14 protein-coding genes are annotated in these 16,876 nt (G+C 56.8%); 5 read left to right on the top strand and 9 right to left on the bottom strand.

All coding sequences use genetic code 11. The features are described 5' to 3' along the window. Nucleotides 1–18: 18 nt before the first annotated feature. Nucleotides 19–897, bottom strand: coding sequence for an RNA polymerase factor sigma-32 (locus AC13DE_RS15210; RefSeq protein ID WP_483048308.1), 879 nt, complete (start codon nt 895–897; stop codon nt 19–21). Between the two features lie 227 nt (nt 898–1,124). On the opposite strand from AC13DE_RS15210, the gene AC13DE_RS15205 reads away from it, so the two are divergent. Together AC13DE_RS15205 and AC13DE_RS15200 are read left to right on the top strand one after the other, a co-directional pair. Further along, on the top strand, nt 1,125–1,706 hold the full coding sequence (locus tag AC13DE_RS15205) for a histidine phosphatase family protein (RefSeq protein ID WP_483048307.1): 582 nt from the start codon (nt 1,125–1,127) through the stop codon (nt 1,704–1,706). Nucleotides 1,707–1,909: 203 nt separating this feature from the next. Further along, the gene (locus tag AC13DE_RS15200) at nt 1,910–3,424 is read left to right on the top strand and encodes a YifB family Mg chelatase-like AAA ATPase (protein WP_483048306.1); all 1,515 of its coding nucleotides are present in this window, start codon (nt 1,910–1,912) and stop codon (nt 3,422–3,424) included. A 31-nt stretch (nt 3,425–3,455) separates the two neighbouring features. On the opposite strand, the gene gshB is transcribed toward AC13DE_RS15200, so the two are convergent. The 3 genes from gshB to rsmI form a co-directional block, all read right to left on the bottom strand. After that, on the bottom strand, nt 3,456–4,391 hold the full coding sequence (gshB, locus tag AC13DE_RS15195; protein WP_483048305.1) for a glutathione synthase: 936 nt from the start codon (nt 4,389–4,391) through the stop codon (nt 3,456–3,458). Nucleotides 4,392–4,459: 68 nt separating this feature from the next. After that, nucleotides 4,460–4,840, bottom strand: coding sequence for a YraN family protein (locus AC13DE_RS15190; RefSeq protein ID WP_446295275.1), 381 nt, complete (start codon nt 4,838–4,840; stop codon nt 4,460–4,462). Beyond that, nucleotides 4,837–5,703 (bottom strand): 16S rRNA (cytidine(1402)-2'-O)-methyltransferase, encoded by an 867-nt coding sequence (gene rsmI, locus AC13DE_RS15185; protein WP_483048304.1) that lies wholly within the window; start codon nt 5,701–5,703, stop codon nt 4,837–4,839. The genes AC13DE_RS15190 and rsmI overlap by 4 nt, the downstream gene beginning before the upstream one ends. A gap of 89 nt (nt 5,704–5,792) precedes the next feature. On the opposite strand from rsmI, the gene AC13DE_RS15180 reads away from it, so the two are divergent. The 3 genes from AC13DE_RS15180 to murJ all read left to right on the top strand — a co-directional run bounded on the left by AC13DE_RS15180 (nt 5,793) and on the right by murJ (nt 11,528). Then, the gene (locus tag AC13DE_RS15180) at nt 5,793–6,977 is read left to right on the top strand and encodes a penicillin-binding protein activator (protein ID WP_483048303.1); all 1,185 of its coding nucleotides are present in this window, start codon (nt 5,793–5,795) and stop codon (nt 6,975–6,977) included. A 14-nt stretch (nt 6,978–6,991) separates the two neighbouring features. Then, a complete protein-coding gene (locus tag AC13DE_RS15175) occupies nt 6,992–9,775 on the top strand; it encodes a [protein-PII] uridylyltransferase (protein ID WP_446315559.1) in 2,784 nt (927 codons plus the stop codon). A gap of 160 nt (nt 9,776–9,935) precedes the next feature. Continuing rightward, nucleotides 9,936–11,528, top strand: coding sequence for a murein biosynthesis integral membrane protein MurJ (gene murJ / locus AC13DE_RS15170; protein WP_483048302.1), 1,593 nt, complete (start codon nt 9,936–9,938; stop codon nt 11,526–11,528). Between the two features lie 76 nt (nt 11,529–11,604). Here murJ and tdh read toward each other — a convergent pair whose 3' ends face one another. The 5 genes from tdh to ubiE all read right to left on the bottom strand — a co-directional run bounded on the left by tdh (nt 11,605) and on the right by ubiE (nt 16,875). Further along, nucleotides 11,605–12,648, bottom strand: coding sequence for an L-threonine 3-dehydrogenase (gene tdh, locus AC13DE_RS15165; protein ID WP_483048301.1), 1,044 nt, complete (start codon nt 12,646–12,648; stop codon nt 11,605–11,607). Beyond that, nucleotides 12,645–13,832, bottom strand: a complete 1,188-nt coding sequence (locus AC13DE_RS15160; protein WP_483048300.1) for a glycine C-acetyltransferase — start codon at nt 13,830–13,832, stop codon at nt 12,645–12,647. The genes tdh and AC13DE_RS15160 overlap by 4 nt, the downstream gene beginning before the upstream one ends. Nucleotides 13,833–13,938: 106 nt before the next feature. Then, on the bottom strand, nt 13,939–14,505 hold the full coding sequence (locus AC13DE_RS15155; protein WP_446314559.1) for a helix-turn-helix domain-containing protein: 567 nt from the start codon (nt 14,503–14,505) through the stop codon (nt 13,939–13,941). Nucleotides 14,506–14,586: 81 nt separating this feature from the next. Beyond that, on the bottom strand, nt 14,587–16,119 hold the full coding sequence (gene ubiB, locus AC13DE_RS15150; protein WP_483048299.1) for a 2-polyprenylphenol 6-hydroxylase: 1,533 nt from the start codon (nt 16,117–16,119) through the stop codon (nt 14,587–14,589). A gap of 3 nt (nt 16,120–16,122) precedes the next feature. Beyond that, nucleotides 16,123–16,875: a bifunctional demethylmenaquinone methyltransferase/2-methoxy-6-polyprenyl-1,4-benzoquinol methylase UbiE gene (ubiE, locus tag AC13DE_RS15145; protein WP_446314561.1), complete on the bottom strand. Its 753-nt coding sequence runs from the start codon at nt 16,873–16,875 to the stop codon at nt 16,123–16,125. Nucleotide 16,876 lies beyond the last annotated feature (1 nt).

Genomic DNA, 16,876 nt, shown 5'->3' with positions numbered 1-16,876 from the left:
CCGCGCCGCGCAATCAGACTACATCAGGAACTGCCTCACTTCAGCAGAATGGGTTTCCAGCGTCTTGCGCATCTTGCCGAATGCAGCTGCTTCAAGCTGGCGTACTCTTTCTTTCGATAAACTGAGCTCCGCTCCCAGACTTTCCAAGGTGCGGGGCTGGTCGCGTAACTTGCGCTCCCGAACAATGAATTGTTCACGTTCGTTCAAGGCTTGCATTGCGTCTAAAAGCCAGTTGCGCAGCGTCACCGTGTCGTGACTTTCCTCAACTTGCTCGGCAGCCTGAGCGTTATCGTCAATCAAGGCGTCGATCCACTCGCGGCCCTCGTCTTCGGCGGATTGCGTCGCATTCAAGGAGTAATCCGAACCGGAAAGCCGCCCCTCCATCATCTCCACATCCTGCATGGGTACGCCGATTTCAGTCGAAATCATTTGCCGCAACTGGTGCCGGTCCAACGTGTGGCCCGCAACCTGAGCTTCGCGCTCCAATCTCGCCTGAACTCTCTTCATGTTGAAAAATAGCGATTTCTGAGACGACGTAGATCCGGTTCGTACCATGGACCAGTTGCGCATGACATGATCTTGGATGCTCGCCTTGATCCACCACACCGCGTAGGTCGAAAACCGCACGCCCCGGTCCGGATCAAACTTGTCCGCTGCCTTCATAAGACCCAATCCCGCTTCCTGGATAAGGTCATTCATCGGGGCACCATAGCGTTTGAACTTGCCAGCCATCGAAATGGCAAGCCGCATATATGCCGTTATCAAACGATGCAATGCATCTTCATCACGTTGATCACGCCAAGCATAGGCCAACCTCAGTTCGGTCTCGGCGTCCAAAAGCTCTGCTTTCATTGCAGTCCGTGTTAAAGAATATTCGCGTGCGTGTGTAAGCGCCATACTATCACCCCCTGATGATTTGACGCCTCGAAACGCGCCTTTCCTCTAAAACGCCCGCGCTAACCAATTAGTTCATTACGATCGCAAAAAATCGTCAAAAAAATCCCACGCCAGTCGCCCCGGTGGGCGGTTTCCCTGCGTAAAGGAGTAGACGCACAGGCAGTTTGACATTGGGACGAAACGGCTAAACTATCCGCTGATCTCAATAGACCCGAAGGATAACGATCATGACAATCTGGCATTGGGTGCGCCATGGCCCGACCCACGAAAAAACATTTGTGGGATGGCGGGATGTCCCTGCCGATCTGTCAGATACCGCACAGATTGATCGATTGACGCAACACCTCCCCGCCAATGCATACCTACTCTCGTCGGATCTGGGCCGCGCTGTCACCACTGCTGATGTCCTCGCTTTACCTACGCGTACCCGCCTCGCCCACGAGGCGGACTTGCGCGAGCTCAATTTCGGGTATTGGGACGGGATGCGCGCCAGCGAGATTTCAATCAGCCACCCCGATCTAAGCCGCGCCTATTGGACAACCCCAGGCGACGTTGTCGCCCCTGATGGCGAAAGCTGGAACCAAGCAGCGTCTAGGATCAACGCGGCAGTCGACAGAATAAACGCCCGACACCCCGATACCCATATCATTGCCGTGGCCCATTTCGGCACGATCCTGACGCAAATCCAAAGGGCACTGGGGGTCGATGCCCACGCCGCGATGGCCTACAAGATAGACAACCTGTCCACGACGGAAATTCGCGTTTCCGACGGCTCATGGAGCGTTCTGCGCATCAATCACACTCCTTGATACCGATTCAACGATCCACATTCGCGCCGCCTTTTCACGCCGCTCCCGATCCCACGCCATCGCCACGCGCGTCGGTGCCCCAACTGCCATCCCCTGATTTCATTTTGCCAAATAAACTCAAATCCGACAGTACGCTGAAAAATTAACGGTTCTTAAACACCCTGAACCTACGCCTTAACCATCCGTCCCAACAAAGGCTTTCCATGGTTTCTCGTGCTTACACTGTTGCGTTTCATGGGGTCGATGCGCGGCTTGTGGAAGTACAATGCGCGGTTTCAGCGGGGTTACCGTCATTTTCTATCGTCGGGTTGCCCGACAAAGCAGTTTCCGAAGCACGCGACCGCGTACGCGCGGCATTGTCGTCAATGACCATCGCTCTTCCCAGCAAACGTATTATCATCAATCTAAGCCCGGCCGACCTCCCCAAGGAAGGCAGCCATTTTGACCTTCCGATCGCCCTGTCATTGTTGGCCGCCATCGACGTTCTGCCTCGTGACGTCGTGCAGACATTTGTGGCGTTGGGCGAACTTTCTCTGGACGGCACGTTGACACCAGTATTGGGGGCGCTCCCCGCAGCGATGACTGCCGCAGAACATCATAAAGGGCTGTTATGCCCCGCGGCTTGCGGTGCCGAAGCTGCTTGGGTCGGCAACACACAGGTAATTGCTGCGGGTTGTTTACGTGATGTCGTACACCATTGTTCCGGGCAAACCCCTCTCGCAGCCGCGACCCCGGGCGAAGCACCATCCTGCGCTTCCCAAAAGGATCTGCAAGAGGTCAAAGGACAAGAACGGGGAAAACGTGCCCTGGAAATCGCTGCGGCAGGGCGTCATCACCTTATGTTTGTGGGCACCCCCGGTTCGGGCAAGTCTATGCTTGCAGCACGCCTGCCGACCATTTTGCCACCTCTATCCCCGCGCGAGGCGCTTAGCACGTCGATGATCCATTCTTTGGCGGGGCTTATTGACGAAGGCGGTATCTCGCGACATCGACCGTTTCGCGAACCACATCACACCGCGTCGATGGTCGCTATCATCGGCGGGGGCCGGCACGCAAAGCCGGGCGAAGTAAGCCTTGCCCATAACGGGGTTTTATTCATGGACGAGCTTCCCGAATTTCCCCGCACTGTCCTGGAAACCCTCCGGCAACCCTTGGAATCCGGCGAAGTGACGGTCGCGCGGGCCAACGCCCATGTAAAATACCCTTGTAAAATCATGCTGGTGGGTGCGGCCAATCCTTGCAAATGCGGGCACCTGAATGACCCTGCACGTTCGTGTAGCAAAGCACCAAAATGTGGCGAAGATTATATGGGGCGCATATCTGGTCCACTCATCGACCGGTTCGACATGCGGGTGGACATCCCTCCGGTTGCTTATACCGATCTCGATCTTCATGACGGAGGGGAAACATCGGCGACGGTCGCCGCACGGGTTGCGCTGGCCGTCGAAATGCAGGCTTGCCGTTTCCAGGCATTTCCAGAGATGACGCAAAACGCAGATGCCGACGGCACCCTACTGGAAGAAATCGCAACACCGGATTCCGAAGGGCGCGCGTTGCTTCTCCATGCCGCGGCACGGTTTCATCTGTCGGCACGCGGGTATCACCGCGTTTTAAGGGTGGCTCGGACAATCGCGGATCTGGACAACTCGGACGGCATACGCAAACCCCACGTGGCCGAAGCGCTCAGCTTCCGCTTGCCGCATGGTACCGTCGGATGATCCAAAGGCGATGCTCTGCCGGTTCGTCACCTCAGGTGCGACGGGCCTCGATTGCTTCCCAAATCTGTGCGGCGATATTGGTTTCGTCAAAACGTTCCAGTTCCTGGATGCCGGTGGGGGACGTCACGTTGATCTCCGTCAGGTAATCACCGATCACATCGATACCAACAAATATCTGGCCTTTTTCCTTTAACCGGGGCCCGATTGCAGCACAAATCTCAAGATCACGGTCGGTCAGGCCAATTTTCTCGGGTCGCCCCCCAACATGCATGTTGGATCGTGTTTCACCCTCAGCCGGAACGCGGTTGATAGCACCGACAGCTTTGCCATCGACAAGGATAACGCGCTTGTCACCCTTTGACACAGCGGGCAGAAACTTCTGTATGATCAATGGTTCGCGCGAAAAGCCGGTGAAAAGCTCGTGCAACGCACCCAGGTTCCGGTCATTGCCGTCCAGACGAAAAACACCGGCCCCACCATTTCCATAAAGAGGCTTGAGTATCACATCCCCATGCTTGGCCTTGAATGCCTTTATCGTGTCAATATCACGCGCGATCGTTGTCGGGGGGATCAAGTCAGGGAAATCCAGCACCAACAGTTTTTCCGGATAGTTGCGGACCCAGAAGGGGTCATTCACCACCAGGGTTGTTTGCTTCAACCGATCAAGCAGATGCGTCGACGTGATGTAGTGCATATCAAAAGGCGGGTCCTGCCGCAGCCACACCACATCGAAATCGGCTAGATCAACTTCGCGTTCCGGACCAAGCGTTGCATGGTCGCCCTGAACACGCTGGACCGTCAGATCATGCCCGCGAGCGGTAATGCGCCCTTCCTGATAGGCCAGGTGATCAGGTGTATAATAAAATAGCGAATGCCCGCGCGCCTGCGCCTCTTCTGCCAATCGGAAACTACTGTCCGCGTTTATGTTTACGGCCCCGATCGGGTCCATTTGAAAGGCAATTTTCATGACGGGTCTCCGTGCTGTTCATCTTTAGATGGCGCAGAGATGCACAAGGTGCAATGGCCCAAGCATGTTTAAAAGGCGTTTTCGAGGATTTGAACTTCGCCGGAATGGTCGACTAACGCTACGTCGAACCGCATGTGAGTCAGGCTGCCGTGTGGCCCGTGACCGACATATTCTTCGGCAGAATTGCGAATGCGTTGCATCTGCCTGGGGGTTAATCGCTGCGCGGCCTGCTCAAAGCTCCGACTTTTCTTGACCTCAACAAATACGATCCCGACTTCATCGCGCATGATCAGGTCGATCTCGCCGGATCTACCCCGCCACCTTTCGTGGGCCAATGCAAACCCACGCCGCAGATAATTCCGCGAAACGGTTAGCTCCGCTGCGCGACCCGCGTGATATGATACGCAACCCCGCGCGGTTCTGTCCTGTACTGCGGAACTGACGGTCAAGTTGTGTCTCCCTTTCCCAGCTTCAGCGCCATTTGATATACCTGCCTGCGCGGCACATCATGCGCCTGTGCGACCATATCAACTGCATCTCGCATCGACATCGTGCTCAGTGCAGTCTCAAGATCAGACGTTAGGTCATGTTCGCTAATTGTCGGTAAACGACCACGATCAATCAACACCACGATCTCGCCTTTGGGCGTTTTTTCGGCGTACTCATCGCGCAACTCGGCCAGTGACCCGCGTCGAATTTCCTCGAATTTCTTAGTCAGCTCACGACACACAGCCGCCGGGCGCTCTTTTCCCAACGCCTGTGCGGCATCGCGCAACATTGCCCCGACACGTTTGGGTGATTCGTAGAAAACCAGCGTTCCGGCTATATCCTTCAGCTTTTGCAAAGCAGCCAATCGTGCTCCTTTTGCGTTCGGTAGAAACCCTGCGAAGAAAAACGCATCCGTTGGCAATCCACCCAAAGCAAGCGCTGTCAGTACGGCAGAAGGGCCGGGCGCACATGTAAGCATCAGCCCCGCATCTGTGACCGCTCTTGACAGCTCAAAGCCCGGATCGGCGATCAGCGGCATGCCGGCTTCCGACGCATAGGCAACAGATTGCCCATCGCCAATTGCTTTCAAAAGCCGATCTTGCGCGTTTTTCCCCGAGTGATCATGCAGAGCCACGATTGTACGCCCACCAAGAGGGACGCCGTGAATATCCAGTAGTTTACGCAAGCTGCGCGTATCTTCCGCGGCCAATACTTCAGCGGATGCCAGTACATCTAAAGCGCGCAGAGTGATGTCTCGGGCGGTGCCGATAGGTACCCCGACAAAATAAAGCCCTGCCGCGAGGGGTATCTTTTGGTAATTCAAGCTGGACCCGCCTTTCGCACCCTCTATGATCGGTGCATATATTCATGGGTCATCGCCTCCGACCCGCCACATTTTGGAGTGACGCTGTTATGATTGCTGTTTTTGAAGTTCTTCGCAAGCCGATGCGGCTTTTGATCTTGCCCTTTGTTGCGCTGGCCCTGACCGCCTGCGAGCCGGTCATCGCAACCAACATGGGGGGCGTAAAAGGCCCCAAAGTTGATACAAGCAAACCCATCCCGGTTGCCTTGCTCATTCCACGGGGCGGATCGGCGGCTGACAACCAGCTCGCTCAAGAGCTCGAAAACGCGGCGCGGCTTGCCATCCGTGATCTGGGCGGTGTCCAGATCGACTTGCGGGTATACGGTACTGCCGGCAATGCAGCCCTAGCCGGCACAGCCGCCTCGCAGGCCGTAACCGACGGTGCCCAAATCATTCTCGGACCGCTTTATGGCGAGGCTGCAAATGCCGCGGGTAACGCGGTTGCGGCACAGGGGGTCAACGTACTGTCCTTCTCGAACAACTCGAGCATCGCCGGCGGCAACGTCTTTGTGTTGGGTCATGGTTTCGACGACACTGCCGACCGATTGGTCCGCTATGCGAAATCGGCTGGAAAAGACAGGATACTGGTTCTTCACGGTCAGGACCTGGCAGGCCAACTGGGACGCGACGCTATCCTCAATGCCATAGCTGCGAATGGCGCTACTTCCGCAGGCACGGTCGACTATGCGCTAAGCCAAGAAGCCGTTATTGCTGCGGTACCACGGGTTAAGGCTGCGGTAGATGCAAACGGAGCCAATGCAGTCTTTCTGACCACGTCATCGGCCAGCGCCCTGCCGCTTTTCGCGGAAATGCTTCCACAAGCCGGAGTCTCTGTCGCAACGACCCAGTATATCGGCCTTACACGCTGGGACATACCTCCGCAGACGTTGGCTTTGCCAGGGGTACAGGGGGGGTGGTTCGCACTACCTGACCCAGGTGCAAGCTCAGCGTTCGCGCAACGCTATTCAGCAGCATATGGCAGCACACCCAACCCGATCGCCGGACTGGCGTTTGACGGTATCGCAGCCGTGGGCGCGTTGGCAAAATCCGGTAAAAGTGACGCTTTAACGGCTTCACGTCTTACACAGGGCGCAGGCTTTCGCGGCGCAAGCGGCGTATTCCGCCTCAGACCCAACGGCACGACGGAACACGGGTTGGCGGTCGCGACGATCCGTAACAAGCAAGTGGTGATTATAAGCCCTTCACCGCAATCGTTTGGCGGTGCCGGCTACTAGGGAACGATGCGCTGGTGAAACCACTTATTACGCAAGCAGAATCAGGTGAGGCGACAGCGCGTCACCTGATTAGCGCACCCGAGCTTATCTTTGACGAAGACGCGATCACCCAAGCGCTGACCACGGCGATCGCAGGGGCAAGCGATGCGTCAGATATTCAGGCCGCCACCGTAAGCATTCTGCGCACTGCGCAAAAAACCGGGCGTGCGGAAATCGCGCGCGCCTTTGCCGCGTCGCCATTCGACGCGCGCGCCATGACATCAGCCTACTGTTTCCTGACAGATCAGTTGGTGCGCACCACTCTCCAGATTGCTGTTCAGCACCTTCACCCTGCTCGGACAACCGGAACAACCGATCAACTGACTATCATCGGCGTCGGCGGCTATGGTCGGGGCGAAATGGCTCCGTTTTCCGACGTTGATTTACTGTTTCTTATCCCCGCAAAACCATCTCCGCGGGTCGACAGGATCATCGAATCAATACTCTATATTCTGTGGGACCTTAAGCTGAAGGTGGGGCACGCGACCCGCACCATTCGTGACTGTGTTCAGCTGGGGCGCGAAGATTTCACCATACAGACCGCGCTGCTCGAGCATCGTTTTATCGCCGGCGACCTCGGTTTGGCGCAGGATCTGGATCAAACTCTCAAAACCGAATTGTTCGCCGGTACCGGCCGCAGCTTCATTGAAGCAAAGCTCGAGGAACGTGCCGCACGTCATCGCAAACAGGGCCTGCGGTATGTCGTGGAACCGAACGTCAAGGAAGCCAAGGGCGGCCTGCGTGATCTTCAGTCGTTGTTCTGGATATCGAAACACATCTATAGCGTGGAGCACGCGGCCGACCTTGTAGAGCGGGGCGTGTTTCTAGAGGAAGAGTTCAAGACCTTCGTCGACGCCGAGAATTTTCTGTGGGCGGTGCGCGGACATCTTCACCTGCTATCGGGGCGCGCGACCGAACAGCTTACCTTTGACATGCAGGTCGCCGTTGCCGAGGCGATGGGATATGCCGATACCCGTGGTCGGCGCGGGGTCGAAGTGTTTATGCAGGCCTATTTCCGCCACGCCACCCAAGTCGGTGAATTGACACGCATTTTCCTGACCAAACTGGAAGCTATCCATATCAAGGCAGAGCCGCTGCTGGAGCGTATCTTTCGCAGACGGCCCAAACTTCGCGACGGCTACACCGTAGTCGTCGGACGGCTTGCGATTGTAGACGACAATGCTTTCATGGCGGACAAACTGAACCTTCTACGCATATTCGAGGAAGCCTTGCGTACCGGCATGTTGATCCATCCCGATGCCATGCGTCTGGTCAAAGCCAATCTGCGCATGATCGACGATGACATGCGCAACGACGCGGAAGCCCAGCGTATTTTCCTTGATCTGATGCTTAAGCATGGCAACCCGGAACGCGGTTTGCGCCGGATGAACGAATTGGGAATGCTTGCGGCGTTCATCCCTGAATTCGAACCCATTGTCGCGATGATGCAGTTCAACATGTATCATAGCTATACGGTGGACGAGCACATAATCCAGTGCATCACCAACCTTGCGCTGATTGAAAAAGGCGAACTTGAAGAAGATCTGCCCGTCGCTTCGTCCATCCTCAAACGTGGCGTGAACCGCAAGGTGCTGTACGTGGCCCTTCTTCTTCACGACATTGCCAAGGGGAGACCCGAAGACCACTCCATTCTCGGCGCGCAAATGGCGCGCAAGATCGCCCCGCGACTGGGGTTGAACAAAGCCGAAGTCGACACAGTCGAATGGCTGGTCCGCTATCATCTTTTGATGTCGGATATGGCCCAGAAGCGCGACATCGCCGACCCGCGTACTGTGCGCGACTTTGCCAAGGCGGTACAAACGGTGAAACGGCTCGACTTGCTTTGCGTGTTGACTGTCTGTGACATTCGCGGCGTCGGGCCAAACACCTGGAATAATTGGAAAGCTGTCCTGATCCGCGGGCTCTATCGACAGACGAAGCGGGCGCTGGAAACCGGACTGGAAGACCTGAATCGCGCCAATCGCGGTAACGAAGCCAAGAAAGCCTTGCGCATTGCCCTTTCGGATTGGCCCCGCAAGGATCTACAAGCCGAAACGACGCGGCATTACCCCCCCTATTGGCAAGGGCTTCATGTGACCGCGCATGCTGTATTCGCCCGGTTGCTGCGCGACATTACCGAAGGTGAAATTCGCATCGATCTGCATCCCGACGAAGACCGTGATGCCACCCGCGCCTGTTTTGTCATGGCCGACCACCCCGGCATCTTTGCTCGCCTCGCCGGCGCTCTCGCGCTTGTCGGGGCCAATGTGGTAGATGCCCGCAGCTATACAACCAAGGACGGCTGGGTGACTGATGCGTTCTGGATCCAAGATGCGGATGGAAACCCTTACGATGCTGCCCGCCTGCCCCGGCTGCGCAATATGATTTCGAAAACCCTCAAGGGTGAGATCATGGCCCGCGAAGAGCTGAAATCACGTGACAAGGTTAAAAAGCGTGAAAAAGTCTTTAAGGTACCTACCCACATAACCTTCGACAATGACGGTTCTGAAATCTACACCATTATCGAAGTTGACACCCGTGACCGTCCCGGACTGCTTTATGACCTTGCCCGGTCCCTCGCAGAATCCAACGTATACATCGCGAATGCCGTGATCGCGACATATGGTGAACAGGTTGTTGATACATTTTACGTGAAAGACATGTTCGGGTTGAAATACTACACCGAGAGCAAGCAAAAAACCCTGGAAAAAAGACTTCGCGCCGCCATCATTGACGGGGTAGAGCGTGCCCAGACGTGATCCCCTTTCCTACGCGTTACCAGCGTGCCGCGCTCCTGTGCACCCGATGTTTCTCTCGCCGTTGGCATCCAGCCTAAAAGGTAACCCGATCATTTCGCCAATTGCGTAACGGCCTGCCAAAGGCTACGCCTCACCCATCGCAGCAACAGGCAGCATCGCAATGAAACCCATCCGTCTCATGTCCGGATTCTTCACCGTAGGAATATGGACCCTCATCAGCCGTGTCATGGGATTTGTACGCGACGTAATGATTGCCGGGTATCTGGGTTCCGGCCCGGCAGCCGAGGCGTTCCTGGTTGCTTTCTCATTGCCCAACATGTTCCGACGTTTCTTCGCCGAAGGGGCGTTCAACATGGCGTTTGTGCCGATGTTTTCCAAAAGACTGGAAAGCGGCGAAGGTGCGGAAGAGTTCGCTCAGGATGCCTTTGTCGGTATGGCCTTCATCCTGACAATGTTCACCGTGATCGGCGTTATCGCCATGCCTTGGCTGGTCTTGTTGATGGCATCCGGCTTCGCGGGCGATGAACGTTTTGACCTAGCGGTGGAATACGGGCGCCTGGCCTTTCCCTATATTCTGTTCATCTCCCTCGCAGCCCTCGCCTCCGGCGTACTGAACGCAACCGGACGGTTTCTAGCCGCAGCGGCGGCACCGGTGGTTTTGAACGTCATCTTCATCATCGCGGTTCTGGTCGGTGCGGCCCTTGGTCGGGACGGCGCGGACGCGTTGGGATTAGGCATTGATAAGGCTTTGGGCTTGCAGGTCGGTGATACCTTGGCGCTATCCGTGCCTATCGCCGGTATCGCGCAACTCGCATTGGTCTGGTGGGCCGCCAAACGCGCAGGCTTCACGCTGACCTTCGGTCGCCGGCCACGTATCACACCGGAATTGAAACGCCTTGCGATCATCGCAGCGCCTGCCGCCTTGGCCGGGGGGGTTATGCAGATCAACCTGCTGGTGGGCCGCCAAGTCGCCAGTTTTTACGAAGGGGCTGTGGCCTGGCTCAACTACGCCGACCGATTGTACCAGCTGCCACTGGGAGTGGTCGGCATCGCCATCGGCGTCGTGCTTCTCCCTGATCTCTCCCGGCGGCTCAAGGCGGGTGACGAACAAGGATCGCATACCCAGATCAGCCGCGCGGCCGAAGTATCGCTGGCGCTTACCATCCCTTCGGCGGTGGCGCTCATGGTCATCCCGTTTACACTGGCCTCGATCTTGTTCGAACGCGGGGCCACCACGACCGACGACGCCGCTGCGATCGCTATCGCAGTGGCTATATACGGCCTCGGACTGCCCGCTTTCGTCCTGCAAAAAATTCTGCAACCCCTGTACTACGCCCGGGAAGACACCCGGCGACCGTTCTATTTTGCCGTGGTCGCAATGGTGGTGAACGTGGTTCTCGCCGTAGGGCTCAGCCCGGTGATCGGTTGGATTGCTCCGGCGGTCGCCACCACAACCGCCGGATGGGCAATGTTCGCCCTGTTGGCCCGGGGCGCGCGCGGCTTTGGCCTCGCCGCGCGGTTCGACGCACGGTTTCATCAGCGTATCTGGCGTATCCTGATTGCCTCCGCTGTAATGGGTGCGGCGTTATGGATCGCCAACCTGCTGATGCAGCCTCTGCTTGCGCAGCATTGGTGGCGCGGTATTGGCCTGCTCATCTTGATGATTATCGCCGCGTTGAGCTACTTTGGCGTCGGTCACCTGATCGGAGCCTTCAAGCTTGCCGAATTCAAACGCGCGCTGAAACGAGGCTGACTTTCAGCGCTTCCAAATGGTCCAAAATCCCCGGGGGGGGGGCCGGCAAAGCCGGGGCGGGGGCTGGCCCCCCTCTTTAGGCTTGTGTCCAGTCCAGGACCACCTTGCCGGACAAACCTGATTTCATCGTCTCGAAACCTACTTCGAATTGATCCGCCGCGAACCGGTGGGTAATGATCCCCGACACGTCCAACCCGTTTTCCAACATGGCGATCATCTTGTACCAGGTCTCGAATATTTCGCGGCCATAGACACCCTTCAGCGTTATGGCCTTGAACACGATCCGTGACCAATCAACCGGCGACTTTCCCGGAGGGATCCCCAACATGGCAATACGCCCGCCCATCGTCATGGCTTCAACCATCTGATCCAGCGCCACTTGATTGCCCGACATCTCCATGCCGACATCAAAGCCCTGTTTCATCTTGAGACGGGCGATCACATCGGCCAAGTCATCCGTCGCTGCATTCACCGGCACGACGTCGGCGACCTTAACCGCAAGCTCAAGCCGCGCCGGGTTCACGTCGGTAATAACCACGTGTCGCGCGCCCACATGCCGCGCGACAGCCGCGGCCATTATCCCGATCGGACCCGCACCCGTGATCAACACATCTTCACCGATCAAATCAAAGCTCAACGCTGTGTGAACCGCGTTACCCAGCGGGTCCAGTATAGCACCGATATCGTCCGAAATCGTATCCGGCAGAGGCACCACGTTGAACGCCGGCAACTTCAGATATTGCGCAAATGCTCCCTGTTCGTTGACGCCAATACCACGGGTCGCCGGATCTAGGTGAAATTTTCCCGAACGCGACTGTCGCGATGTCTTGCCGGTCAGATGCCCCTCGCCTGAACAGCGCTGCCCGATGGACAGGTCCGCTACATTGCGCCCCAGTTCAACGATTTCACCGGCAAACTCGTGTCCTGTGATCAGCGGAACCGGAACAGTTTTGCGCGCCCACTCATCCCAATTCCAGATATGAATGTCGGTTCCGCAGATGCCGGTCTTGGTTATCTTGATCAACACATCGTCCGGGCCGATTTCCGGAACCGGAGCCCGCGTCATCCAAAGCCCCTCGCGAGGCTCCGACTTACAAAGCGCCTTCATCTGATTGCTCACGAGATCACCCCGCATTTCTTGCCTGCAACTTCAAATGCGGCCAGGGCCCGGTCCAGCTCATCTCGGGTCAATGCGGCGTTCATCTGGGTTCTGATGCGCGCCTTCCCTCGGGGGACCACCGGAAAGAAGAACCCGCTGACATAGACACCTTCCTCGAACAGACACGCCGCCATATCCTGCGCCAATCGCGCTTCGCCCAGCATTACCGGAATGATCGGATGCTCGCCCGGCAGCAGGTCGAAACCCAGGGTCTTCAGCCCGTCGCGCCAGTAATGCGCATTCTCGAAAAGCTTTGCGCGCAGATCATCCCCCCGTTCGACCAGTTCCAGCGCCTTGATCCCGGCCATCACGATCGAGGGCGGCAGCGAATTGGAAAACAGGTATGGCCGGGCGCGCTGGCGCAGCAAGTCAATCACTGCCTGTGGCCCCGCGATATACCCGCCTATCGCACCTCCCATGGCCTTTCCCAAAGTGCCGGTCAATATATCCACATCAACTTTGAAATGCGCGGGTGTTCCCGCACCTTTAGGCCCCATGAAACCTGTGGCGTGGCAATCATCGACCATGACAAGCGCCTCATACTTTTCGGCCAATCTGGTTATTTCGGGCAGGTTCGCCAGGTACCCGTCCATACTGAAAACGCCATCCGTGGCGATCATGATAAACCGCGCGTTGTCCTTGCGGGCCTGTCGCAACTGCGTTTCCAGATCATCCATATCCGAATTGGCGTAACGATAGCGCTTCGCCTTGCACAGACGAACCCCATCAATGATCGACGCATGGTTCAGGCTGTCTGATATGATCGCGTCTTCCGCGCCCAGCAACGGTTCGAACAAGCCGCCGTTGGCATCGAAACACGCAGCAAATAAAATCGCATCGTCCTTCCCCAAGAACGCAGCAAGCTTTCGTTCCAGTTCGCGGTGGATATCCTGCGTTCCGCAGATAAAGCGTACCGATGCCATTCCGAACCCCTTTGGCCCCATCGCATCACGGGCAGCCGCAATCAGGTCGGGGTGATCGGCAAGACCAAGGTAATTGTTGGCACAGAGATTTATGACGCGGTGGCCGCCAACACAGATTTCGCCCGACTGCGGAGTGGTAATCATCCGCTCGCGCTTCATCATGCCTTCGTTTTCGATATCCGTGAGTATCGCCGCGACGTGATCGAGGTAGGCTTGGGTCATAAGAAAACTCCTTCTGTCGACATAGCTATCACAACAGATGTCACGCCGGAATATAGAATTTCTCTTATAGCGGAATTATTCCCATATTACGGATTTTTCACTCGCATCATGCATTCTGAACAACCAGAAATGCCCGCACCGCACCCGAAACGGCAGCAATCCTGTGATGAACATCCGCCGCATATCGTGCAGTGTCACCGGCGTGAACGGTGCTGGTCGCATCTGCGCTGCAAAGCTCGACGCTCCCCTCAAGAACCGTAAGGTGCTCCCGGGAACCACGGGTATGAGGTTGGCTGTCCAGGACACCGCCGTCATCAATCAGCAGTTCATAGACTTCGTGTTTGCCCGCCTCCTCGGGGGGCGACAGGATGCGTATCCGGCATCCGGAGCCTAGGTTGTTGATGGTAGGCACGTCGGTCGCCCGCAGGACTTCGATCTGCGTCGGCGCTTTAGCCCCCTCTAACAGCCCGGCGAAATCAACTTGCAACGCTCGCGTCAAATTCCACAGCGTCGCAATTGTCGGACTGCTTTCCCCCCGTTCGATCTGGCTGACCATGGATCGGGAAACCCCCGACAGTTTTGCCACGGCATCAAGGCTAAGGCCCTGTCCCGTTCGGGCCGACTTGAGGCGGGCAGGAAGCCGCGTCAATATAGCGTCTGAATTATCCGTCATACTGGATAAATGTGCGTATCAGACCGCTCCTGTCAATGCACAACGGGCTTGATTTCCACACCCACCCGGCTTTGCTCCGTGTCAGTTCAGGGCAACTATCAGCGCGATTACGCTGGTCGCCGTGCATGCACCCAGAAACGCCGACAGGGCCATCCAGCGTCTGAAGGTGGGATCCTCGTGTGGGGTATCATATTGTTGTCGCATCAATGCAGCCTCAACAAGGGCAGGTAATCGTGGCCCAAACCGGGTTAACACCAGCGCTGTGCGGCTCAAGTCTTTGAATACGGCTTTCGGACCAATCGATTTCGCGATGTAGTCGCTGACGATCGGGCTCGAAACCTCCCAGATATTTATATGAGGGTTGAGCGAGCGGGCGACCCCTTCAACGACGACCATGGTGCGTTGCAACAAGATCAGTTCGGTCCTGGTTTCCATGCCGAACCGTTCTGTGACTTCAAACAAATAGGTAAGCAGCCGCGCCATGGAAATGCGGGTGGCGTCCATGCCGAATATCGGTTCGCCCACGGCTCTCAAAGCACGTGCGAATTCATCTACATCCTTGTCAGCGGGGACATACCCCGCCTCGAAATGTACTTCGGCAACACGTTTGTAATCCCGGCGAATAAAGCCAAACAGAATCTCGGCATAGACACGGCGGGTATATTCGTCGATGTGCCCCATGATGCCAAAGTCATAGGCAATTACGTTCCCGTTCGGCGCCACCTTCAGATTGCCCTGGTGCATATCGGCATGGAAGTATCCATCGCGCAGCGCATGGCTTAGAAATAGCTGCAACACACGGTCGCCAAGTGCCACACGATCATGACCGGCGGCATCTATCGCATCGTTGTCACCCATCGGGACGCCGTCTGCCCATTCCAGGGTCATGACCCGCCGCGCTGAATATTCCCATTTGATCGCAGGTAGCTGAAAGCCTTCGTCATTCTGGGTGTTCGCGGCAAATTCCGACGCAGCGGACGATTCCAGGCGAAGATCCAGCTCCCCCCTGACCACGCCGTCAAAATGTTCGATCACTTCCAACGGGCGCAACCGGCGCGACCCGGGCGAGAATAATTCGACCATGCGGGCAGCAAGGTAAAACGCATCAACATCTTTGCGAAATGCCTTTTCGATACCGGGTCGCAGCACTTTGACAGCGACGTCTTCGCCGGTTTCGGCAAGAGTGGCGCGGTGAACCTGCGCGATAGAAGCCGCCGCCACGGGCTCACTGAAGTAGGAAAAGATCGATTCGACAGGCAGGCCTATCTCTTTTTCAACTTCGGCCTTTGCCTTTTCTATCGAAAATGGCGGCAGCTTGTCTTGTAGCACGCGCAACTGCACCGCCAGTTCGTCGCCCACCACATCAGGCCGTGTCGACAGAACCTGACCGAACTTAATGTAGGCGGGGCCAAGCGCGGTCAGGGCGCGCGTCGCGGGGGGCATGGTGGGATCGCCAGCATACCCCAGAAACTTGAAGGGCTTGCCAAGTGCCTTGGCCACAAAACGCAACGCCGGTGTTGCATCAAAAGCGTCGAGCACAACATTCATCGCGCCGGTCCGCTCCAAAGTTGCACCGGTGCGGATCAACCGCCAGATATTATGAGGTCCGCGCATAGGTTAAATCTTCCAGCCCGAATGCAATGCAGCGACGCCCATCGTCAGGTTGCGGTACTTCGCCTGCTCGAATCCGGCCGTTTCAACCATGTTCAAAAATGTCTCTTGATCAGGAAAGTTGCGAATTGATTCCACCAGATACTGATAACTGTCGCGATCGTTCGCTATCATCTGCCCCATCCGGGGGATCACGTTGAAACTGTACAGATCATACGCTTTTTGCATCAACGGATTCGGAAGCTGGCTAAACTCCAGAACCATCAGACGCCCTCCGGGGCGCAGCACGCGGTAGGCTTCGTTCAGCGCCTCTTGAGGGCGTGTCACGTTGCGGATGCCGAAACTGATCGTATAGACGTCAAAGCTGTTATCGTCGAACGGCAGCGCCATGGCGTCGCCAACGACCCAATCAAGGCTATCGGCCATCGCCGCCGCTTCAGCGCGTTTGCGCCCTTCGACCAGCATCGGTTCGGTCAGATCCAGCACGGTGGCATGGCCGGCCCCAGCCCGAGCGAGAAACTTGAATGAAACGTCACCCGTCCCCCCCGCGACATCCAGCAGCTTTTGTCCCGAACGCGGGGCAAGCCAGTCCATCATCGCTTCTTTCCAGATACGGTGAATGCCCACGCTCATGACGTCGTTCATGATATCATATTTGCTGGCCACAGAGTTAAAGACACCCTGCACGCGTCCGGCCTTGTCGGCTTCGGGAACGGTTTCAAACCCGAAATGGGTGGTTTTGTCGCTGTCGTTTGTCATG

Source organism: Sulfitobacter sp. L-8 (assembly GCF_056859255.1).
Note: the sequence above shows the minus strand (reverse complement) of the source record. Positions and strands in the feature narration are given on the sequence as shown.

Bases quoted from the DNA above. Each gene is read 5' to 3' on its own strand.
- AC13DE_RS15210 (WP_483048308.1), bottom strand. From the start codon at position 897: ATGGCGCTTACACACGCACGCGAATATTCTTTAACACGGACTGCAATG.
- AC13DE_RS15205 (WP_483048307.1), top strand. From the start codon at position 1,125: ATGACAATCTGGCATTGGGTGCGCCATGGCCCGACCCACGAAAAAACA.
- AC13DE_RS15200 (WP_483048306.1), top strand. From the start codon at position 1,910: ATGGTTTCTCGTGCTTACACTGTTGCGTTTCATGGGGTCGATGCGCGG.
- gshB (WP_483048305.1), bottom strand. From the start codon at position 4,391: ATGAAAATTGCCTTTCAAATGGACCCGATCGGGGCCGTAAACATAAAC.
- AC13DE_RS15180 (WP_483048303.1), top strand. From the start codon at position 5,793: ATGATTGCTGTTTTTGAAGTTCTTCGCAAGCCGATGCGGCTTTTGATC.
- murJ (WP_483048302.1), top strand. From the start codon at position 9,936: ATGAAACCCATCCGTCTCATGTCCGGATTCTTCACCGTAGGAATATGG.
- AC13DE_RS15160 (WP_483048300.1), bottom strand. From the start codon at position 13,832: ATGACCCAAGCCTACCTCGATCACGTCGCGGCGATACTCACGGATATC.
- AC13DE_RS15155 (WP_446314559.1), bottom strand. From the start codon at position 14,505: ATGACGGATAATTCAGACGCTATATTGACGCGGCTTCCTGCCCGCCTC.
- ubiB (WP_483048299.1), bottom strand. From the start codon at position 16,119: ATGCGCGGACCTCATAATATCTGGCGGTTGATCCGCACCGGTGCAACT.
- ubiE (WP_446314561.1), bottom strand. From the start codon at position 16,875: ATGACAAACGACAGCGACAAAACCACCCATTTCGGGTTTGAAACCGTT.